We start from the raw sequence: 22298 nt of genomic DNA on the forward strand, positions 1-22298 counted from the left end.
GGATGGGTTTACAGCGAGTTTTAAATGCGAATCCGCTTCATGGCCGGGTACACTCCGGTGTACTACCGCCAATGCAGTCCTTATACCGCAAGCTATACTTTGTGCTGCAGCCCTTGCCGTAAAAGAGCTTTAGATTGTCGGACTATACTTTCGTTATTGCTCATCAACCTTCTTTTACTGTAACCCTTACAGAGCCGCTGTACCTTTTTCTGGCAGCGCACACTAACAACGTGACAGCCGGTTTTAACATTCTGTTAAAGGACTTTGCAGGTCGATGGTGATAGAATCGCCGACCGTTTTTTAACCATGTACTGAATAATTGGACACCCATGTTTGATTTGATTAATAGCAAAGACAGCAATGTTAAAAACGACGTGCTGTCTGGCATTACTGTCGCACTGGCTTTAGTACCTGAAGCTGTGGCATTTGCCTTTGTTGCCGGTGTAGAACCTATGATTGGTTTGTATGCGGCCTTTATGATGGGCCTCATTACGTCTGCCATCGGTGGCCGTCCGGGCATGATTTCCGGTGCAACAGGGGCCATGGCCGTTGTAATGGTGGCACTGGTTGCTGAGCATGGCGTGCAATATCTTTTTGCTGCTGTGGTGCTGGCAGGTTTGCTGCAAATATTGTGCGGGGTATTCCGTCTGGGTAAGTTCATCCGGCTGGTACCCTATCCGGTGATGCTGGGCTTTGTAAATGGCCTGGCTATCGTTATATTCCTTGCCCAGTTAGGTCAGTTTAAAGTGCAAAATGCGTCGGGTTCACTGGAATGGATGCAAGGCACCATGCTTTATATCATGCTGGGCCTGGTGGGGCTGACAATGGCAATCATCTATCTCTTGCCCAAGCTGACAAAGGCTGTTCCTGCCTCGCTGGTGGCTATCGTCACGATTACGCTGCTGGTACATGGTCTGGACTTAGAAGCCCGTACCGTTATCGATTTTGTCCGTGATTTATTACCGGCAGATCAAAAGGCCACGGCCACGCTGGCCGGTGAGCTGCCAACCTTCTCTATCCCTATGGTGCCGTTCACCTGGGATACGCTGATGATTATCCTGCCAACTTCAGTCATTTTATGCCTCGTTGGTTTAATTGAATCACTGTTAACACTCACGCTTATCGATGAGATGACAGATACCCGTGGTCGCGGAAACAAAGAATGTATTGGTCAGGGTGTGGCGAACACCGTGAACGGTTTCTTCGGTGGTATGGGCGGTTGTGCCATGATTGGACAGTCGATGATCAACATCAACTCAGGTGGTCGTGGCCGTTTGTCAGGGATTACTGCAGCGGTTGTACTGCTTGGCTTTATCCTGTTTGCAGCGCCGCTGATTGAAATGATTCCCCTTGCTGCACTGGTTGGCGTCATGTTTGTGGTGGTAATCGGTACCTTCGAATGGGCATCGTTCCGCATAATCCGTGGTGTGAATAAGGAAGATGCATTCGTGCTGTTCCTGGTAACAGCGGTAACCGTTATCTCTGACCTCGCCATTGCTGTTGTTGTTGGTGTGATTGTGTCGGCACTGGTCTTTGCCTGGAAAGCGGCACGGTACATTGAAGCGAAAACCCACATCGATGACGATGGCTGGAAGGTTTATGAGCTGCGCGGACCGGTTTTCTTTGGTTCGATTCATCACTTTAAAGAGTTGTTTGATGTAGCTAATGACCCGAATGACGTGGTGATCGATTTCAATAACAGCCGAATCTGGGATTCTTCCGGTATCGATGCGCTGGACAGTCTGGCCGGTAAATACGAAGAGCAGGGTAAAAAGCTGCACATCCGGCATATCAGTTCAGAGTGTCGTGGCTTGCTTACAAAAGCCGATAAGTTTGTTGAAATTAATGTCAATGAAGACCCGCGTTATCGGGTAGCAACGGATAAATTAGGTTAAGCCGGTTGGTTGCGCCTGAGGTTACCGGTCAGGATAAGGTTGGCACTAAAATGGTGCAATTGCAGTGTTAAGGTGCGTGTTTCCGGAAGCAGAATACGCATCTGAATCGCGCAGTTTAAGCTAACTTATTGATCTGTAGACATTGCTCAAACTGGCATCATATCTGCTATATCCAATACATAACCGTAAGTGATATCACGTAGATATCCACATAGCGTGAAGTTAAAGGCCGGCAAGAGCCTGACGCTGTGTATGGAAACAATTTGTGCACGTTAAGTGCGTATCAGGCAAAGAAGCCCATGTTCAGTTTATCTGAGTGTGGGCTTTTTTTATGGCTCAAAGAAAGGGTTAAACAATGACAACATCAACAACACATCCAAAAGTACTCGTTATCGGTAACGGGATGGTTGGTCACCACTTTGTCGAACAACTGGTCGCCAGTGAGTACCCCTGTGACATTACAGTGTTAAGTGGCGAAAACCGTCTGGCATATGACCGTGTTTATCTTTCTTCGTGGTTTACCGGTGCAACGGCAGCCGATCTGGCCATGACAGATGAAGAAACTTATACCAAGTGGGGCGTTAACTTTAAGCTGAATGCCCGGGTCGAAAGCATTGACCGTAAGAACAAAACCGTCAGCACCAAAACTGACACCTTTGATTATGATGTGCTGGTGATGGCAACCGGTTCATATCCGTTTGTTCCACCTATTCCGGGTAACGACCAGCCTCATTGTCTGGTCTACCGGACCATTGAAGATCTGCAGGCCATTGAAGCCTCTGCTGCCGTCAGTAAAACTGGCGTGGTAGTAGGCGGAGGATTGCTGGGTCTTGAGGCAGCAAACGCACTGAAACAAGCCGGTGTAGAAACACACGTGGTTGAGTTTGCGCCTCAATTGATGGCCGTTCAGCTGGACGGGCAGGGCGGTGATCTGCTGCGCACTAAAATTGAAGATTTGGGCGTAACAGTACATACACAAAAAGCTACCCAGGTGATTGAGGCCGGTGAACAAAGCCGCTACCGCATGGTGTTTGCCGACGGCTCATACTTAGAAACTGACATGATTTTATTCTCTGCCGGTATACGCCCGTCGGATGCCCTGGGCCGGTCAGCGGAGCTGGCAGTAGGCGAACGTGGTGGTATTGTCATTAACAATCAGTGCCAGACATCTGACCCCGACATCTATGCTATCGGTGAATGTGCGTTATGGGACAACCGTATTTTTGGTCTGGTTGCGCCCGGCTACACCATGGCCCGTGCGGTTGCAGCAAACATCGCCGGTAAAGAAGGTGAGTTTGCCGGTGCAGACATGAGTACCAAACTTAAACTGATGGGCGTAGAAGTTGGCTCTATTGGTGATGCACATGCCAGAACCCCGGGCGCACTGAGCTATACCTATCACAACCAGCCAGACGGCGTATATAAAAAGCTGGTGGTTGATGCGGCACAAAAGCAGGTTATCGGTGCAGTGCTGGTAGGTGATACCAGTGATTACGATACCTTATTGCAATACGCGTTAAACGGCATTGAACTGCCTGAGCACGCTGAATCTCTTATTCTGCCTTCTTCGTCAGACAAGCCTGCTCTGGGCGCTGACGCGCTGCCGGATACGGCGACTATCTGTTCCTGTCACAACGTGGCGAAATGCGATATTTCGGCAGCCATCGACGGCGGTTGCTGCAGTGTTGGCGACGTGAAGTCAGCGACCAAAGCGGCAACGGGTTGCGGTGGTTGTGCAGCACTACTTAAAAATGTGGTGGACAGCGAGCTTGAGAAACGTGGTGTGGAAGTGTCGAAAGCTATTTGTGAGCACTTCAACTTTACCCGCCAGGAGCTTTACCACATGGTAAAAGTGGAAGGGATCCGAAGCTTCGATGCACTGCTTGAAAAGCACGGTACCGGTTTGGGCTGTGACGTATGTAAGCCGGCAATGGGTTCTATTCTGGCTTCAGTATGGAATGACTACATTCTTACGCAAACTAATTTGCCGCTGCAGGACACCAACGATACCTACCTGGGGAATATGCAAAAAGATGGCACCTATTCAATTGTGCCCCGCATACCCGGCGGTGAAATTACCCCTGAAGGTCTTATCCTGATTGGTGAAGTGGCGAAGAAATATGGTCTGTATACCAAAATTACCGGTGGTCAGCGTATCGATTTATTCGGTGCCCGTGTAGAGCAGTTACCTGATATCTGGCAGGAACTGGTCGATGGTGGTTTTGAAACAGGCCACGCCTACGCCAAAGCACTGCGTACGGTTAAATCCTGTGTGGGCAGCACCTGGTGCCGCTACGGTGTTCAGGACTCGGTAGGTCAGGCTATTGATCTGGAAAATCGTTACAAAGGCCTGCGTGCACCTCACAAAATTAAGTTTGCAGTATCAGGTTGTACCCGTGAATGTGCAGAAGCACAGGGCAAAGACATTGGTGTCATTGCAACGGAAAAAGGCTGGAACCTGTATGTGTGCGGGAATGGCGGTATGAAGCCCCGTCACGCAGATTTATTCGCCACCGATATTGATGATGAAACGCTGGTGAAATATATCGACCGTGTACTGATGTTCTACGTGAAAACTGCTGACAGATTACAGCGCACATCTGTGTGGATGGAAAACCTCGAAGGCGGACTCGATTATCTTAAATCTGTCGTGATTGATGATGCCCTGGGTATTTGTCAGGAGCTGGAAGATCAGATGCAGGCTGTGGTTGATGCTTATCAGTGCGAATGGAAAACCACACTGGAGTCGCCTGAATCACGTAAGCGTTTCCGTCAGTTTGTGAACAGTAAAGAAAGCGATTCAAACATTCAGTTTGTAGACGAGCGTGGTCAGATCCGCCCTGCCACAGAGGCAGAGAAAATTGCGGGTACATCGCGTATTCCGGTAGAACTGGTTTAAGGAGATAACATCATGCAAGCATCTGTAGAAATTATGCCGCGCTGGCACGACATCTGTGAACAAAGTGACCTGGTTGCCAACAGTGGCGTTTGCGCCCTGATTGACGAACAACAGGTTGCTATCTTCGCCCTGAATACAGCCGGCGGCACCAACCTTTATGCAGTCTCAAACTGGGACCCGGTAGGTAAAGCCAATGTGATGTACCGCGGGATTGTCGGTTCTGTTAAAGGTGAAGCCGTGATTGCCTCTCCTTTGTACAAAGAGCATTACTCTCTGGTGACGGGGAAATGTGTCGAGAATGAAGCAGTCAGCCTGTCTGTATACGATGTCCGTCTTGAAGACGGCCGCGTACAGGTTGCATTGTAAGATTCCGGTTTAAAAGGTCTGCTGACCAACATTAAAAGCACAGGTAACTACCATGAATCACGCCCGCGCCACAGTAATTTCAGTACAGTCTGCCCCTAAGAGTGTTGCCAGGACACCAACGCTTGCGCAGACAACGTGCCCTTACTGTGGCGTTGGTTGTGGTGTGGACATCACGCTGGAAACAGCAGGCAATAAAACAACGCTTAAATCCCTTACCGGTACGCCTGAACATCCGGCCAACTTCGGCAGATTGTGCGTGAAAGGCACCAACCTGCTTGAAACCAATGATCTTAATGGCCGCCTGACTCAGCCTCAGATGGGCGGCAAGCCGGTATCCTGGGACACTGCAACCAGCGCCATTGCTGAAAAAATGCAACAGGTGATTGATGAGCATGGACCGGATGCTGTGGCGCTGTATGTTTCAGGACAACTGCTCACTGAAGATTACTACGTCGCCAATAAGTTTATGAAGGGGTATGTTGGCAGCGCGAACATCGATACCAACTCACGACTTTGTATGTCTTCTGCGGTTGCCGCGTATAAACGCGCTTTCGGGGAAGATATCGTACCGTGCAACTACGAAGACCTGGAGCAGACGGATTTGCTCATCCTTACAGGCAGTAACGCCGCCTGGACACATCCGGTGCTGTTCCAGCGTATGGAGCGGGCAAAACGACAAAATCCGGATATGAAAGTGGTTGTGGTTGACCCGCGGGCAACAGATACATCCACGCTGGCCGATTTGCACATTCCATTAAAACCGGGCACTGATGCGGTGCTGTTTAACGGTCTGCTGCATTTTCTGGCACAAAACGGTGGCCTGGATACTGATTTTATTGCCGCTTCAACCAGTGGTTTTGAGGCGGCACTGTCCAGTGCGGCAGAATATTCGCTGAGCCGTGTGGCTGAAGAATGCGACGTACCGGAGCACGATATACTGGCACTGTTTACGCTGTTCCTCGAACGTCAGCGGGCCATTACCTTTTTCTCTATGGGCATCAATCAGTCCACCAGTGGTGTAGATAAAGGTAATGCCATTATCAACTGCCATCTGGCAACAGGCAAAATTGGCAAAACAGGCAGCGGTCCGTTCTCCATCACCGGACAACCTAATGCCATGGGCGGCCGCGAAGTAGGCGGGCTGGCGAACATGCTGGCTGCTCACATGGATATTGATAACGCGCAGCACCGTGATCGGGTACAACGTTTCTGGCAATCGCCCCGTATGGCTGATAAGCCGGGGTTAAAAGCGGTTGATCTGTTTAAGCGGATTAATGAAGGCAAAGTGAAGTTTGTCTGGATCATGGCCACCAACCCCGTGGTGAGCATGCCAAACCGCTGTGAAGTCGAAGCGGCACTGAGCAAATGCGATATGGTTGTGGTATCGGATATGGTGACTAAAAACGATACTCTGAAGTTTGCTCATATTGCGCTGCCGGCATCCGGTTGGTCAGAAAAAAACGGTACAGTAACCAATTCAGAAAGACGTATTTCTCGCCAGCGCGGTTTAATGAAACCGGCAGGTGAATCCAGACATGACTGGCAGGCCTTATGTGCTGTGGCTGCTAAGATGGGGTTTGCAGAACATTTTGATTACCAGCACCCGGCTGAAATCTTCGATGAACATGCCCGCCTGACCGCTTTTGAGAATCACGGCAACCGCGCTTTGGATTTGGGCGGTCTTAGCGGTTTAACAACTGCAGAATACGATAACTTCCGTCCCGTCCAGTGGCCGGTGCCGGAAAAAACAGTAGCCGGCGCGACACGCTTGTTTGCTGACGGCGCGTTTTTTACCGCAGATAAAAAAGCCCGGTTTATCGCGATTTCCCCCTGTTTACCCGAACAGCAAACCACAACAGCATTTCCGTTTGTGCTTAACACCGGTCGCAGCCGTGACCAGTGGCATACCATGACCCGTACCGGTAAAGCAGGGAAATTACTCAAGCATGCACCGTATTCTCAACTGTCTTTGCACCCTGAAGATATAAAAGCGCTTGGACTGTCAGCACAGGAACTGGTTGCTGTGAACAGCGCCTGCAATACCGGTGAGCCGGTTATTTTACCGGTGGTTGAAGACAAACAGCTGCGTAAAGGCAATTGCTTTGCGCCTATTCACTGGTCTGCTACCTGGGGCTCTAACCTGACACTTGGTGCGTTATTCAATGGCGCCCACGATCCCTTATCCGGACAGCCTGAACTGAAACAGGGCGCGGTGAGTGTTGCTGCAGTCAGTTTTAATTTACACGGACAAATGATTATCAGCGACGCTGATGTGGCAGCGGCTCTGTCTCCGGCTTTTGATTACTGGGCGAAAACTACCACTGACGGCGGCACGGCCTTCCGCATCGCCAGCAATAACGACACCGGGAGTCTGTTCAGCAATTTGAAAAGCGTGCTTCCCGCGCACTGGTTACTCGTTACCCGTCAGCATGAAAAAGGTCTGACGGTCATCGCAACCAGTGAGAATCGTTTTGTTTTTGGTTTATGGCTGGAAAACAGCTACCGGGCTTTACCTGATGAGTGGCTGGACAGTTGTCTGCAACAGGACGACATCTCTTCAGAGCTGCTGGCTAATCTGTTGCGCGGTACACCTGATGAAGCGTTCCTCAACGGTAAACTGGTATGCAGTTGCTTCTCCGTTCGGGAAAAAACCATTGAAACTGCCATACAGGCAGGTTGCTCATCAGTCGACCGACTGGGCAATGAACTTAAATGCGGTACTAACTGCGGTTCCTGCAAACCGGAACTGCAAAAGATGATCGACAGTTATTCTTCTACTCAAACTGCAAAAGCAGTAACACCTGAGGTAATTCTCCATGATTAATTCAGCCATCGCAAAACTGCCGCAAGTGTTCTTCCGTAAGCTGATGACCGGCCAGCAACGTCACCGTGTCATGCAACCAGTGACGCCGGCATCCCTGACGGGTGAGAAAAAGCAGGGGCAGGTATTTATTGTCGGCGCCGGTCCGGGCGATGCAGAGTTGCTGACCATCAAAGCATGGAAGTGCCTGCAGCAGGCTGATGTGGTGTTATTTGACTGGCTGGTAGATGAGTCTGTCATTGCAGAAATTCCCCGTCATGTAAAAACGGAATTCGTGGGTAAGCGGGCAGGCAAACATTCAATGGTGCAGGATGACATTTGCAAGCGGGTGGTTGAGCTGGCGCAGTCAGGATTAAATGTGGTGCGGTTGAAGGGCGGGGATCCGGCAGTTTTTGCCCGTACCTGTGAGGAAACCGCTGCGCTTGAAGCCGCTGACATTCCGTTTGCCATTGTGCCCGGGATCACTGCCGCTTCAGGGGCTTCGGCTTATACAGGGATTCCTTTGACAGAGCGCAACTGCGCTCAGTCGGTGACATTGACCACCGCCAGTTTTAAAGATAAAAACCAGATGCCCGACTGGACAACGCTTGCTGATACCATGCAGCGTCAAACTGTTGTGGTGTATATGGGGTTGTCCCGGTTGAGCAAAATCACGTCTGAGCTGGTGAATGCCGGTATTCGTGAAACCCTTCCGGTGGCGGTGATTGAGAACGCTTGCACTCCCAACCAGCAAGTGATCACCGGCACTGTTTCTTCTATCGCTGAACAGGTAACGTCAGCAAACCTGCAAGGTCCTGCTTTGTTGATCTTCGGAGAGGTGGTAAAGTCTCGCCAACAGGTCTCCACAGCGCTGCTTCAGCAGGTAACCCATGTCGCAGGAATTTAGTCAGTACATCAAAATAATAGGAAAGGGTCAGAAAGGCAGCCGTAGTCTGACCCGCGAAGAAGCATTCACCGCGATGAGAATGCTGCTGGCCGGCGAAGTGACCGGTGATCAAAGGGGCGCATTTTTAATGTTGCTCCGTACCCGCGAAGAAACCCCCGAAGAAGTCATTGGTTTTGTTCAGGCATGCCATCAACTTATCCCGCAAGATTTAGCCACACTCAAACCTGACGTAGATATTGGTTGTTATGCCGGTAAAAGACGCCAGTTGCCCTGGTACCTTTTATCTGCAGCTTTGCTGGCAAAAACAGGCAAACGGGTTTTTCTGCACGGTGCCCATGAACCCGGTTCCGGTCGGTTATATGCCAGCCACGTGCTGCCAACGCTGGGCTTACAGGCTGTGACATCAATCAGCGAAGCGAAGTCTCAACTGGACAGCTTCAATGCCAGCTATCTGGATTTAGGCGTGGTTCTGCCGCCGCTGAATACGTTAATAAAGCTCCGGGAAGTTTTTGCGCTGCGTTCCTGTGCGAATACGTTGGCGCGGTTACTGAATCCTACGGTAGCCCCGTATTGTGTGCAGGGTGTTTATCATATGCATCTTGATCATAAACACCGGCACGTCAATGAAGCCTTCACGGCGTGGGATTCATTGTGTTTCCGTGGGGATGGTGGCGATCCGGAAGTGAACAGTGAAAGGCCTACGGACTTGTTTATTACCCGTAAAGGTGAAACGGAAACGGCGGTGTTACCTGCTTTTACGGAAAAGTGGGCTATGAAAGACAGGGAAATGGACATTGCTGATATGCTGGCTTTCTGGCGCGGCGATATTCACCATCAATATGGTGAGCAGGCCGTTCATGCGACCCTGGTGAGCTATCTGATGCTGACAGATTCCTTGTCATCAGAGGAAGCCGCGAAGCAGGCTGTTACTCTCTGGCAAAACAGAGACAAACAAGCTTTACCCTTCACTCAGTCTTTGTAAGGCTAAATTCTTCATCTTGCCGTTACCGGCAATATTCTGCATTTTATGGCGCAAATCAGGCAGTTTAACTGCCTTTTTTGTTGATTTAATGTTTATTTTGCACCTTAATGATACACGTCGGCGGGTTTCTATTTGCATCCCAATTGAGCGCAATGCGCGCTTTTTGTGCACAAATTTGAAACAGCCTTTACCTTTCCTAATGCTGTATTTTTCTAAGTGACTGATATTAGTATCTTTTAATTTTTGGCATACCTGATGCAATAACCAATTTGCGAAAGTTACTGCTTATTAAAAGAACATTAATAGTAACGCGCTCACAACTTATTCATGCTCCAAAGTGATTTGGAGTGCGGCAACGAAGCCCACCACCTTAGCGGTCATTCGCTAAGGTGGTGGGTTTTTTTTTGGCAACGAGGAACCCACATGAAAGCGTCAAAACCGTTATTTGGTCTGACAAAGAAAGTAAAAACGCTGGCATCTACGCTGGCTCTGTCGTTGACAATGGCAGGCGCAAGCGTCTCAGCTGTTACAGCACAGGAAATTGACTGGCCCGAGAAAGAAGAACTTAAATTCGGCTTTATCAAACTGACTGATATGGCACCTCTGGCTATTGCTTATGAGAAAGGTTTCTTCGAAGACGAAGGTTTGTATGTCACGTTGGAAGCGCAGGCAAACTGGAAGGTTCTGCTCGACCGTGTTATTGACGGTCAGCTGGACGGTGCACATATGCTGGCCGGACAGCCTCTGGGTGCAACCATCGGTTTCGGTACTGAAGCGCACATTATTACTGCATTCAGCATGGACTTAAACGGTAACGGTATCACCGTCTCCAACGACATCTGGAAGGAGATGGAAAAGCACATCCCTCAGGAAAACGGTCAACCAGTTCACCCGATTAAAGCGGATTACCTGAAGCCGGTAGTCGACAGTTACCGTGAAGCGGGCAAGCCTTTCAATATGGGCATGGTATTCCCGGTATCTACCCACAACTACGAGCTGCGTTACTGGCTGGCGGCCGGTGGTATTCACCCGGGCTTCTATGCACCGCACAAAGGTGACACATCCGGTCAGATTGATGCTCAGGCACTGCTGTCTGTGACACCTCCGCCGCAAATGCCGGCCACCATGGAAGCGGGTACCATTTACGGTTATTGCGTAGGTGAACCCTGGAACCAGCAAGCCGTGTTTAAAGGCATTGGTGTACCGGTTATTACCGACTATGAAATCTGGAAAAACAACCCGGAAAAAGTATTCGGTGTCAGCAACGAATGGGCCGAAAAGTACCCGAACACGCACCTTCGTGTGGTAAAAGCGATGATCCGTGCAGCGATGTGGCTGGATGAAAACAACAACGCTAACCGTCCTGAAGCGGTAAAAATTCTCTCTAAACCTTCATATGTAGGTGCAGACGAAGCGGTACTGGCAAACAGCATGACAGGTACATTTGAATACGAAAAAGGCGACAAGCGTGAGGTGCCTGATTTCAACGTATTCTTCCGCTACAACGCTACTTACCCGTACTACAGCGATGCGATCTGGTATTTAACGCAAATGCGTCGTTGGGGTCAGATCTCTGAAGCGAAACCTGACAGCTGGTATATGGACATGGCGAAGAAAGTTTACCGCCCTGACATTTATGCCGTTGCTGCTAAAGCGCTAATCGCGGAAGGTAAAGCGAAAGCTGCAGACTTCCCTGATTTCGACTCAGAATCTGGTTTTAAACCACCTCAATCAGAATTCATTGACGGCGTAACGTACGACGGTACTAAGCCCAATGCTTATCTGGAAAGCTTTGGTATCGGCCTGAAAGGCGACACCGTACTTTAATTACGCATACGGGAGACGAACATGAGCAAGTCAGCGTCATTAGTCACATCCATTGGATTAAAAGAAGGCAATATGGGCAAGGTCATATTATCAAACCTGCAAGCGTTGTTGTTGCCAGTCATTGGTTTACTGCTTTTCCTCGCCGTCTGGAACGGGGTAGCAAAAACCATCGATACGTCACTGGGCCAGTTCCCTGGTCCGGCACAGGTATGGACGCAGGCGCTGACCCTCATGGATGAACACAATGCGCAACGTGAAAAGGCTGACGCATTTTACGAGCGTCAGGAAGAACGTAATGCTGCGCGGGTAGCAAAGGACCCGGACTATGTACCGAAAATTCGTCCTTTTACCGGCGCACCAACCTTCTTTGATCAAATCTGGACAAGCTTGTACACCGTTATGGTCGGCTTTTTTATTGCGTCGGTCATCGCTGTACCGGTAGGGATCATGTGCGGACTAAGCAAGTCTGCTTACACCGCGATTAACCCTCTTATCCAGCTTTTCAAACCCGTGTCTCCGTTGGCCTGGCTGCCATTGGTAACGATGGTAGTCAGTGCCCTTTATGTGTCAGACGACCCGATGTTTTCAAAGTCATTTGTCACTTCTGCATTCACGGTATCACTGTGCTGTTTGTGGCCAACACTGATCAATACGGCTGTGGGTGTATCTAACATCGACAAAGACCTGGTGAATGTAAGCCGCGTACTGCGTCTCAAGCCGCCTACGCACCTGACTAAAATTGTTTTACCTGCCTCAATTCCGATGATCTTTACCGGTTTGCGCTTGTCGCTGGGTATTGGCTGGATGGTATTGATTGCCGCAGAAATGCTGGCACAAAACCCGGGGCTGGGTAAGTTCGTGTGGGATGAGTTCCAGAACGGCAGCTCAGAATCACTGGCCCGAATTATGGTTGCTGTACTGACTATCGGTGCCATCGGCTTCGTACTGGACCGCATCATGCTGATGTTTCAGCGCATGGTGAGCTGGGACAAAAACAGCGTATTACGCTAATCAGGAGAAACAGATATGACTGCAAAACATCTTGAACTGACGCAGGTAGGTATCGATTTTCCTACCCCGAAAGGCCCGTTCACTGCTTTACGGGACGTAAACCTGAAAATCAGCAAAGGCGAATTCGTATCATTAATCGGGCACTCAGGGTGTGGTAAGTCCACCGTACTGAACATCGTTGCCGGTTTACATCAGGCAACTTCCGGCGGTGTCATTCTGGACAACGCAGAGGTGAAAGAGCCCGGTCCGGAGCGGGCGGTAGTATTCCAGAACCATTCTTTGCTGCCCTGGCTGACCGTTTACAAAAATGTAGAGCTTGCTGTTAAGCAAACTCTGCGTGGTAAGTCTAAAGCCGAAATCAAAGACTGGGTGATGCACAACCTTGAGCTGGTGCATATGACCCATGCGATCGACAAGCTGCCTTCGGAAATTTCCGGCGGGATGAAACAGCGTGTTGGTATTGCCCGCGCACTGGCTATGGAGCCCAAAGTACTGCTCATGGACGAACCCTTCGGTGCCCTTGATGCACTGACCCGTGCCCATTTGCAGGATTCACTGATGGACATCCATGCTGATCTTGGTAACACCGTCATCATGATTACCCACGATGTGGATGAAGCCGTTTTATTGTCTGACCGCATCGTGATGATGACTAATGGTCCGGCAGCAACGGTTGGTGAAATTCTGGATATTAATCTGCCAAGACCACGGGATCGTCTGGTGCTGGCAGATAACCCGGAATACAACCATTACCGCCATGAAGTACTCACCTTCCTGTACGAAAAACAGAAAAAAGTTGAGCCGGTAAACAGCCGTCAAAAAGATTCAAAAAACACTAAGGCTACATCAGCAAAAAAGTCTGATGCTGCCTGACTAAAGCACACAATTTAATAAAAACAATAGGATAGCTCAGCCGCAAGGCACGGGCGGGCTATCTCTGTCTCAAAATCAGAGGAACACACGATGAAACTAACTGCAATGTACCCGCGCACACTGCTTGCTGTTGCGCTCACAGGTGTCTTTTCCCCGGCTATGGCAGCCGACTGGTATGACGCAATGAAAGAAACCACTGCTACGGCAGCGTTTAATTTGCGTTACGAAGGTGTGCAACAGGATAATGCGCTGGCTGACGCCGATGCCCTGACGTTACGTACGATGGTGGGAATCACATCCGGTAGCTACAAAGGTTTTTCTTTCACTGCTGAAATGGAAGATGTGCGTATTGCCTTAGGGCAGGGCGATTACTCAGTGCCACCGGCCGGTTATCAGGCGGGAGAATATTCCGTTATCGCAGACCCTGAAACCACCGAGCTGCACCAGGGATTTGTGCAATATAAAAATGAAGGCTTGACTATCAAAGGTGGTCGCCAGATCATTGCACTGGACGGTCACCGCTTTGTCGGCCACGTGGGCTGGCGTCAGGACTGGCAAACCTTCGACGGGGTAACCGCAAAGTACACGTCCGGTAATATGTCTGCATTTTACGGGTATGTTACCCAACGTAACCGTATTTTCGCTGAAGCGGCAGACCTGGACAGTAAAGATCACCTGCTGAACCTTTCTTACAGCAGCGATATCGGTAAGTTCACGGCGTATGCGTACTTACTGGAAGTGGATAACGGTATTGATAACGGACTTGATACTTACGGCATCAGCTATGCCGGCAGCACCGCAACGGACTCCGTGAAGTGGATTTATAATGCTGAATATGCCACGCAAACCAGCGATACCCCGGCGGCCAGCTATGATGCCGATTATTACATGTTAGAAGGTGGTGCAGTGGTTTCCGGCATCACGGCTAAAGTGACTTATGAAGTGCTGGGTTCAGACAACGGCATGTACGGCTTCTCTACACCGCTGGCGACCCTGCATAAGTTTAACGGCTGGACGGATCAATTCCTTGCTACACCGGCACAAGGTCTTGAAGACCTGGCCTTTACCGTCAGTGGCGGTCTGGCAGGTGGTAAATGGCTGGCAGCTTACCACGCGTTTGATGCAAATGAAGCCACTGAAGGCGTCAGTGATCTCGGTAGTGAAATCAATGTACAATACGTTACAAAAGTAGCTGAGCATTTCACACTGGGTCTGAAATACGGTACGTATTCTGCCGGTGATATTAAAGTGGACACTGACAAAGTATGGGTTTGGATCGGCGCGAAATTCTAAGTCATGAAACCGCAGGGTTAGTACTCTGCGGCGGCAAGTCATCCAGAATGGGGCGGGATAAATCCCGCCTGACACTGAATGGTTTGACGCTGCTGGATGCTACCCGGCAAACATTGTCAGGTGTTTGTGAGATGGTTTACACCCTTGGCAAAACAGACTGCGATTTTACCGATTTATACGAAGATAAAGGGCCGGCTATGGCCCTTTTCAGTATGCTCGGCCAGGCCCGTATTCAGGATGGTGCCAGATTACTGGTTATGCCGGTAGACATGCCCCTTTGTACGGTATCGTGCCTGCAGGCAATTCTGCAGGAGAGCCGACAGCGTGAGACCAGCGTATATACCAGTGATGCTATCATGCCACTGGTGATCTGCTACTCGCAGCAGGGCATGAATATCCTCAAACAATGCGTTGAAGATCAATCCTCATTATCCCTGCGCAGATTACTCAATTGTTTCGGCTGCGAAGCGGTAGACCTGCCACAATTTACTGACGAATTGATGAATGTGAACAACCCTGATGACTGGCAGAAGGTGCTGGACAGAAAAGGCAGTGAGTAGGTTTGTCTGAACGAAAATGAAAAATTACGTAAAGTGGTGAATGCGGCGGTACCTTATATGATGCGATTCCGGCCGGCTTTTTTTGCATCGTAAAGCGCTCTGTCAGCCTCATCAAATGCCTGCTCAAATGGAGCGCCTGTAGTTGCTTCAGCAACACCGAAACTACAAGTGGCAGTGAACTCAAAACCAGCAAACGAAAGTTGTGAGATGTTTTTTCTTAACGTAGCGGCAACCTGTCTGGCCCTCTGTACATTTGTCCGGGGTAAAAGTAAAACAAACTCGTCTCCGCCAAACCGTCCGAACACATCACTTTTGCGTAATTTTTTACGCACACAAATAGCAATCTCTCTGAGTACATTGTCACCCACAGAGTGCCCGTAGGTGTCGTTAATCACTTTGAACTTGTCAACATCAAACACAATCAGGCTGACCGGCTTGTCGTAACGTGACGCGTATTTCAGCTGCTGTTCAGCCAGAGCCGTGAAGTGTTCACGGTTTAAGGCCTGTGTCAGATAATCTATATGTACTTTTTCAAACAGTGCCCGGTTGTCTGCTGCCAGTGCAGGGACGCACATAGTAAAGTAAGCACTACAGGCGATGACATTGATGCCGAACTGGTAAATATAGGCCTGAGTGTCTACACCAATAACCGCCACTATTGCCGCAGTTAAAACACTCACTGCAGCCAGGCTGATACTGGCTCTGAATGGCGTCTCAGTAAATACAATCCAGGTGACAGGAATTGCGAGAAAGAAAATGAAGCATGCTATCTCCTCTGAGTTAAGCCATTCCGCCGTGATTAAAATTATGCTTAATAGCAAACCTGTCAGTACCAGTTTCCAGATAAACGTAGAAAGGGCTTTCGGGCGATCATAAAAATTAATTTCCGGCATGAATGAGTGACGTGGAAATAAACGGGTGACTATGCTGGCAAATATCGGGGCCATGACCACAACGCCCGTCATATCCCCAATCCACCAGGCAATCAGGCTGTCGACGCCATCGTAAGAATAAATCAGAGCCAAACCGCTTGCCGCCAGAATCAGACTGCTGACAGCGGCAATCAACAAAAATCTGGTCACAAGAGTGACTAAGTTAAAAGACGCTGAAAGCGCCATCTGGCGCTTAAGCAGTAACGCGCCTCCACCATACAGGAACGTGTGCAGGGTGGCGAAGATACTGCCGGAAGCTAACAGTTCTGCGGTATCCCTGGCCGTATTAAATAAGCTGTTTTCCCAGAATGTAGAGAACATGCAGGCAAGCCATACAGCAAGCGTTGCAGATCTGCTTCCCATGAGTAAGAAGGCCGCAAAGGTAAGTCCGGCAGGAGGAAACCAGAGACTCGCGTGAGGTGCATATTCCAGAAATACAGACAGCCTCCAGAGTAATAACCACAGTGGAAGCAGCAGACAACATTTAATGACAGCAGAGAAATTTAACAAGGATCCAGCACAGCATACGAGTATCTATACTTCCATCATAAAACGACCCTCTTGCTGTTCCAAATAAAACTGGCGTTTTTACCTGAGGACCAAAATGAAAAGAGGAAAGTACAGTGCTTGTTGAACCGTGTGAGAGCGATTTGCAGACATCCCTCAGCTCAACCAGGCTATGCCCCGTCACCGTTTTTCAGCCATCCCTTCTCAACGGCCAAATCAAGCTGTTCGTTCACATAGCGCCATAAGCCCGGGGCGGCTTGCTGCAAGTGGGCGTTGCGGGCAAGAATTTTCTCTTTCGCTACCCCGTGACGCACCCAGCTTCCGCCTTCTGCTGCCATGTTCTGAAACACCGGTAATACTCTGTCCATGGCTTTGGCAAATTTAGCATCGGGGGTTTCTGCAGCTTCAAACTCGTGCCATAACGCCAGCAAGATTTCCCCCTGGCCCCGGGGAAGTAATCCGAAGATGCGCTCTGCGGCGGCAAATTCTTTTTCTTCCTGCTCAGCATGATCGGCCGCTTCAGCAAAAGCGAACATATCACCGGCGTCGATTTCAACCAGGTCGTGGATAAGAATCATTTGTATGACACGGTGAATATTCACGTTTTGTTCTGCGTAGGGTGCCAGCACCGATGCCATTAACGCCACGTGCCAGCTGTGTTCGGCGCTGTTTTCCTGTCGGTCACCATCGCAGGGCAGACGGACCTGACGTTTTACAGCTTTGAGATTATCGAGCTCACGGATAAAAGCGGCCTGAGCCTGAATATCTGTCATAAAAAGCGTTCCTGTGTAGCAAAGAAAAAACGCGCCGTGCGGCGCGTTTTAAGTGATTTATAAAAAAACTTACTGTGTAGACAACCACACGATCAGGTCTTTCACGTCATCCATGGTCATGCCCTGGGTGAACGTTGCCTGATAACGGCCATTCACGATAAATGATGGCGTACCACGAACATAGGCACGGTATTGATCCTGCAACTTGATGTTCTTTTTCACCATGTTGTTTACGCCGAAGCTGGCGGCCAGTTTATCGAACTCAGCCGGATCAACGTCGTTTACTACGAACAGGTTTTTCAAATCAGCCAGGTTTGTCACCGGTGCACGTTGCTCATGAATATACTTGAAGATTGCGCCGTTCAGCTTGTCTTCTTCTTTCATTGCACGGCCAATCATCATGGCACGGGTAGCATCGTTCTGTGCTTCTTCTGAGGCACCGGGCATAAAGTTTACGTGAATTTTTGTGAACTTGGTGCCGGCAGGCAGATCTTTCTTAATTTCAGCTACAACCGGCTCGAAGCGGTAGCAGTGACCACACCAGAATGAATGGAATTCATACACTTCCGGTTTGGCTGTCGCCGGTTCATCCAGTACTTTATAGTGCGTACCTTCTTTCCATTTAACGTCATCTGCACAGGCCTGCAAAGGGATCATCAGTGCCGCCAGCAGAAATAAACCTATTTTTTTCATTGTTTAACAATCCGTAAAACCAAAATACAAAAAAAGAGTACCACAGCAATTCCCGTCCGGGTAGCGTACGCGACAAGTCGCTCACATCTCAGGGCTAGTAACCCAGTTTTAACGGCGGTTCATGCAGGGCTGCCAGCTGTTCCTTCAGTGCCAGAATTTGTCCCTCCCAGTATTTGTCTTCGGCAAACCAGGGGAATGCACGGGGGAAAGCGGGATCTTCCCAGCGCTGTGACAGCCATGCCATATAGTGCACCATACGCATCGCCCGCAGAGGTTCTATCAGGGTAAGCTGGCTGTTATCGAATGAATGGAATTCTTCATAGGCTTCAACCAGCACATCAAGTTGCAACATCTGTTGCTGCCTGTCACCGCAAAGCATCATCCACAAATCCTGAATGGCCGGACCGCTGCGGCAGTCGTCCAGGTCGACAAACATGGGGCCGTCGCGCCACAAAATATTGCCGGGGTGGCAATCGCCATGTAAGCGGATAAGGGTTGAATTATGGTAGCGCTGGCGGGTTTCTTTGATCAGCGGATCGAGAATAGCGAAAAAAGCGGTTTCCAGATGTGACGGCAGCAAGCGGCTGCGGGTGAGTACATCTCTTGGTGCATCCAGAAAGCTCTGAGTATTCAGCTCAGGCCGGTGAACAAAGGGTTTAGCCTGAGCCACACGGTGAATTCGGCCAATGAAGCGGCCCATCCATTCAATCTGGTCAAGGTTGTCGACTTCAAACTGTCTGCCGCCTACCGATGGAAATACCGCAAAGCGGAATCCGCAAGCCTGCTGCATAGTTTTGCCATCGATGGCAAGCGGGGCTACCAGAGGAATATCGGCACTGGCCAGCTCCAGAGCAAAGGCGTGTTCTTCGAGGATCTGTTCATCTGTCCAGCGACGGGGTCGGTAAAATTTGACCACCAGGCGCTGACCGTCTTCGGCTTTAAACTGATATACGCGGTTTTCGTAACTGTTCAGCGCCAGTAAACCGGACTCAGGATAAATGCCACAGGTTTCCAGCGCGTCTAAAACTGTATCCGGGCTGAGCCCGGAAAAGGCGAAATCACCCTGGGGTGTTTCACCGGTAGAGGAATTTTGTTGGTTCATTGACTTCCACAACATTGCCCTCAGCGTCCTGAGTACGGACACGGAATGATATTTCCGTTACCGCCTCGCTGAGGTTCTTCGGAGAGGTTTCCAGAGATATTGGCATACTGAAGACTTCTCCGCCACCCACAGTCACGGTTGTGTCACCCAAAATGTTGTAATCGGGCAGGCCTTCAACCTGAATGGTATAGGTGTGGGTGTCCTGAGATTTATTCAGAATCTTAATGGTATAGACGTTTTCCACGTTGCCTTTGCCGTTTTCCCTGTACAGAGAATTACGGTCGCGGATTAAATCCACTTCCAGCGGCGTGCGTGTGGCAATGTCGGCAATCAGTAACCCGACCATCAGCAGCAGGACAATCAGATAGCCTATCAGTTTAGGTCGGACGATATGGGTGGTTCCGCCGGTCAGCCTTTCCTCTGAGGTAAAGCTGATAAGCCCCTTCGGATAATTCATTTTTTCCATAACGCCATTGCAGGCATCCACGCAGGCGCCACAGTTAATGCATTCGTATTGCAAACCGTTACGGATGTCGATACCGGTGGGACACACCTGCACACATAAGTTACAGTCGATGCAGTCCCCTAACTGTTTTGTCGCCAGATCTTCATGACTGAGTTTGCGGGGGCGGGGCCCGCGTTTTTCACCACGGTTATAATTGTATGACACGGTGAAAGTGTCTTTATCAAACATGGCAGACTGGAAACGGGCATACGGACACATGTGGGTGCACATGATTTCACGCATCCATCCGGCATTACCGTAGGTGCAAAAGGTAAAAAACAGAATGGAAAATACTGACCAGAAGCCGGCATTGAAGGTGAAAAAATCGATAAACAACTGTCCGATTGGCGTGAAGTATCCCACAAACGTCAGTGAGGTCAGCAGGGCAATGGCAATCCAGGCGCTGTGCTTAAGTGTTTTGCGCCAGAACTTGTCGAAGTCCATGGCCCTTTCATCCAGCTTGATACGCTTATTTCGGGGACCTTCGATTTTCTCTTCGCACCAGATATACATGTAGACCCAGGTAGTTTGCGGGCACATAAAACCACACCACACGCGGCCTGCAAATGTGGTAACAAAAAACAGGGCGAAAGCACCGACGATAAATATGTAAGCCAGCAGGGTAAGGTCCTGAGGCCATAAAGTCAGGCCGAAGATGGTAAACCGCTGCTCCATGATATCGAGAAGAATGGCCTGATGGCCGTCATAGCGGATCCAGGGGATCACGGCGAATAAACCCAGGAAGATAAAACCGAACAAGCGGCGGAACGTTTCGATGGGGCCCTTCACCGCGCGCACATAAATCTGACTGCGTGCAGACTGGCGTTTATGACTTACGCCGCCGGCGGGCTGGTGTACTTTTACCGTGGATACTTGTTTAACCTGAATTTGTTCGCTCATGAGGCAACCTTAACTGGCACAGGTGTGTAGTGTACTGCGGGCAGTATAACAAGTGTATGTCTGTCTCACTTAATATAGATCAAATAAACCCCTTCTGTGCATACTACTCAGGCTTATAAAACCTCATAAATAAGTATGAAAACAAATCTGTTGCACTTGCCCTTGAGCGGTTAAATTATCTACAGGGCTAATTGTCACCAATGATTTATTACCGGGCGGGGAACGGGCCGGGGTAGTCAGAAAACAACAGGAAAAAGTAAAGCAGATGTGGCGTAGTTTTGTGGTAGTTTCAGAGATTGTAGTACTGGTCTTTGTGCTTCGGTTACCCTTCGTCCAGTACATGTTTAAAGACGCACAGGACGTGGTCGGCCAGTGGTATGCCTATGTGGCTACCTGGCAGGACAGAAATGAACTGGCTGAGCTTCATACTATCAGTGCTGCACAACGGGACCAGCTTCGTCCCTTCCAGCAGGAATATGTGGACGGTATCATGGCGAGCCGCCACAGTGTGCAAATATTCCATAAGAAATTCTGCGGTACAGACAACATTAATCCTTATATCCACGGTGCGCAACTGGCGCAGTTTTGCCACTCAATAGAGACCACCGGCCTGCTGGTGATGGACTACTGAACGCGGTTCAGCTTCCATTCATCTTTTCATGCTTTAATAACGGTGATTTAGCGGAACAATCTGCTTAATCACTGCTCTAACAAAGTGTCTGCTTATTGTCCGTGCGGGAATTCGCATAAGAGGCGTGGTAAATCCACTCAAAGCAGGCACCGGATAACCGGAGAATGTTTTCGCCGCCCGCGGGCAACGCGGCCGAAATTATCGGGGAGATGCAAAGCATGAACACATTGATTAAAACTGCACTGGTTTCTCTGACCGCCGGCAGTTTACTGCTGTCTGTACAGACATGGTCTGCCACCACAGAAATTACCTGGGAAAAGCCGGAGAAGTACACTGATGTACGTCCTGCTAATGAAAGCCGGGTGAAATTCCGCGAACGAACATTTAAAGCGCTGGACGAATACTTCGCTAAACTGGCAGAGAAGCTGCCTGAAAAAGACAAGCTGGCGATCACGGTGACAAATCTGGATCTTGCCGGCCAGGTGTGGCCAAGCAGCTTTGTCTTTGGCAACGCCACCGGCACCGATGTTCGCATTGTGAAACGGGTGGACATTCCGCGTATTAAATTCAGCTACACCCTCACTAACGAAGCGGGCAAAGTCGTGAAGAGTGCAGATGTCGACTTAAAGGATATGGGATTTTTAGATAACCCCCGTACCTTCACTCAAAATACGCACCTGGGTTACGAAAAAGCCATGATTAAAGAATGGTTTAACGAAGAGATGGCCAGCGCGCTGGTACAAAACTAACCCGTTATCTCACCACTTTTTTCAGTGCCCTGAATCCCCGGGGCACAACCCCTTTCTTGTACATCAATTTTCTCTGATATTCCTGCATCCCTT

At 49.6% G+C, this 22298-nt stretch carries 18 protein-coding genes; 13 read left to right on the top strand and 5 right to left on the bottom strand.

Annotated features, from left to right (window positions below; all coding sequences use genetic code 11):
• The first annotated feature begins 329 nt into the window (after positions 1 to 329).
• The 11 genes from DS731_RS03700 (at position 330) to mobA (ending at position 15413) form a co-directional block, all read left to right on the top strand.
• Positions 330 to 1895 (top strand): SulP family inorganic anion transporter, encoded by a 1566-nt coding sequence (locus DS731_RS03700; protein ID WP_119500055.1) that lies wholly within the window; start codon positions 330 to 332, stop codon positions 1893 to 1895.
• 355 nt (positions 1896 to 2250) lie between these two features.
• Entirely contained in the window at positions 2251 to 4794 is a 2544-nt protein-coding gene (nirB, locus tag DS731_RS03705) for a nitrite reductase large subunit NirB (RefSeq protein WP_119500056.1), read from the top strand.
• Positions 4795 to 4806: 12 nt separating this feature from the next.
• The gene (gene nirD / locus DS731_RS03710; RefSeq protein WP_119500057.1) at positions 4807 to 5160 is read left to right on the top strand and encodes a nitrite reductase small subunit NirD; all 354 of its coding nucleotides are present in this window, start codon (positions 4807 to 4809) and stop codon (positions 5158 to 5160) included.
• Positions 5161 to 5212: 52 nt separating this feature from the next.
• Positions 5213 to 7984, top strand: a complete 2772-nt coding sequence (locus tag DS731_RS03715) for a nitrate reductase (RefSeq protein ID WP_119500058.1) — start codon at positions 5213 to 5215, stop codon at positions 7982 to 7984.
• On the top strand, positions 7977 to 8867 hold the full coding sequence (cobA, locus tag DS731_RS03720) for a uroporphyrinogen-III C-methyltransferase (protein WP_119500059.1): 891 nt from the start codon (positions 7977 to 7979) through the stop codon (positions 8865 to 8867). The genes DS731_RS03715 and cobA overlap by 8 nt, the downstream gene beginning before the upstream one ends.
• Positions 8851 to 9849 carry a glycosyl transferase family protein gene (locus DS731_RS03725; RefSeq protein WP_119500060.1) on the top strand — a complete coding sequence of 333 codons (999 nt, stop codon included), beginning with the start codon at positions 8851 to 8853 and terminating at the stop codon, positions 9847 to 9849. The genes cobA and DS731_RS03725 overlap by 17 nt, the downstream gene beginning before the upstream one ends.
• Before the next feature lie 501 nt (positions 9850 to 10350).
• Complete coding sequence (locus DS731_RS03730; RefSeq protein WP_442858449.1) at positions 10351 to 11676, top strand: CmpA/NrtA family ABC transporter substrate-binding protein; 1326 nt, start codon at positions 10351 to 10353, stop codon at positions 11674 to 11676.
• A gap of 21 nt (positions 11677 to 11697) precedes the next feature.
• The gene (locus tag DS731_RS03735; RefSeq protein WP_119500063.1) at positions 11698 to 12687 is read left to right on the top strand and encodes an ABC transporter permease; all 990 of its coding nucleotides are present in this window, start codon (positions 11698 to 11700) and stop codon (positions 12685 to 12687) included.
• Positions 12688 to 12702: 15 nt separating this feature from the next.
• On the top strand, positions 12703 to 13560 hold the full coding sequence (locus tag DS731_RS03740) for an ABC transporter ATP-binding protein (RefSeq protein ID WP_119500064.1): 858 nt from the start codon (positions 12703 to 12705) through the stop codon (positions 13558 to 13560).
• Positions 13561 to 13650: 90 nt separating this feature from the next.
• On the top strand, positions 13651 to 14853 hold the full coding sequence (locus DS731_RS03745; protein ID WP_119500065.1) for an alginate export family protein: 1203 nt from the start codon (positions 13651 to 13653) through the stop codon (positions 14851 to 14853).
• A complete protein-coding gene (gene mobA, locus DS731_RS03750) occupies positions 14826 to 15413 on the top strand; it encodes a molybdenum cofactor guanylyltransferase (RefSeq protein WP_119500066.1) in 588 nt (195 codons plus the stop codon). Before DS731_RS03745 ends, mobA begins: the two co-directional genes overlap by 28 nt.
• Positions 15414 to 15466: 53 nt before the next feature.
• Here mobA and DS731_RS03755 read toward each other — a convergent pair whose 3' ends face one another.
• From DS731_RS03755 to ccoG, 5 genes are all read right to left on the bottom strand, one after another.
• Positions 15467 to 16855 carry a GGDEF domain-containing protein gene (locus tag DS731_RS03755; protein ID WP_119500067.1) on the bottom strand — a complete coding sequence of 463 codons (1389 nt, stop codon included), beginning with the start codon at positions 16853 to 16855 and terminating at the stop codon, positions 15467 to 15469.
• A gap of 167 nt (positions 16856 to 17022) precedes the next feature.
• Positions 17023 to 17625: an HD domain-containing protein gene (locus DS731_RS03760; RefSeq protein WP_119500068.1), complete on the bottom strand. Its 603-nt coding sequence runs from the start codon at positions 17623 to 17625 to the stop codon at positions 17023 to 17025.
• Between the two features lie 69 nt (positions 17626 to 17694).
• Positions 17695 to 18318 carry a thiol:disulfide interchange protein DsbA/DsbL gene (locus DS731_RS03765; protein ID WP_119500069.1) on the bottom strand — a complete coding sequence of 208 codons (624 nt, stop codon included), beginning with the start codon at positions 18316 to 18318 and terminating at the stop codon, positions 17695 to 17697.
• A gap of 94 nt (positions 18319 to 18412) precedes the next feature.
• Complete coding sequence (locus DS731_RS03770; protein WP_119500070.1) at positions 18413 to 19420, bottom strand: serine/threonine protein kinase; 1008 nt, start codon at positions 19418 to 19420, stop codon at positions 18413 to 18415.
• Positions 19392 to 20825, bottom strand: a complete 1434-nt coding sequence (ccoG, locus tag DS731_RS03775; protein WP_119500071.1) for a cytochrome c oxidase accessory protein CcoG — start codon at positions 20823 to 20825, stop codon at positions 19392 to 19394. Before ccoG ends, DS731_RS03770 begins: the two co-directional genes overlap by 29 nt.
• A gap of 265 nt (positions 20826 to 21090) precedes the next feature.
• Here ccoG and DS731_RS03780 point away from each other — a divergent pair, with 265 nt between their 5' ends.
• Positions 21091 to 21456 (top strand): hypothetical protein, encoded by a 366-nt coding sequence (locus DS731_RS03780; protein ID WP_119500072.1) that lies wholly within the window; start codon positions 21091 to 21093, stop codon positions 21454 to 21456.
• 218 nt (positions 21457 to 21674) lie between these two features.
• On the top strand, positions 21675 to 22205 hold the full coding sequence (locus tag DS731_RS03785; protein WP_181013648.1) for a DUF3016 domain-containing protein: 531 nt from the start codon (positions 21675 to 21677) through the stop codon (positions 22203 to 22205).
• Positions 22206 to 22298: the final 93 nt, after the last annotated feature.

The sequence above is a fragment of the Alteromonas sp. RKMC-009 genome, assembly GCF_003584565.2.
Lineage (GTDB): Bacteria > Pseudomonadota > Gammaproteobacteria > Enterobacterales > Alteromonadaceae > Alteromonas.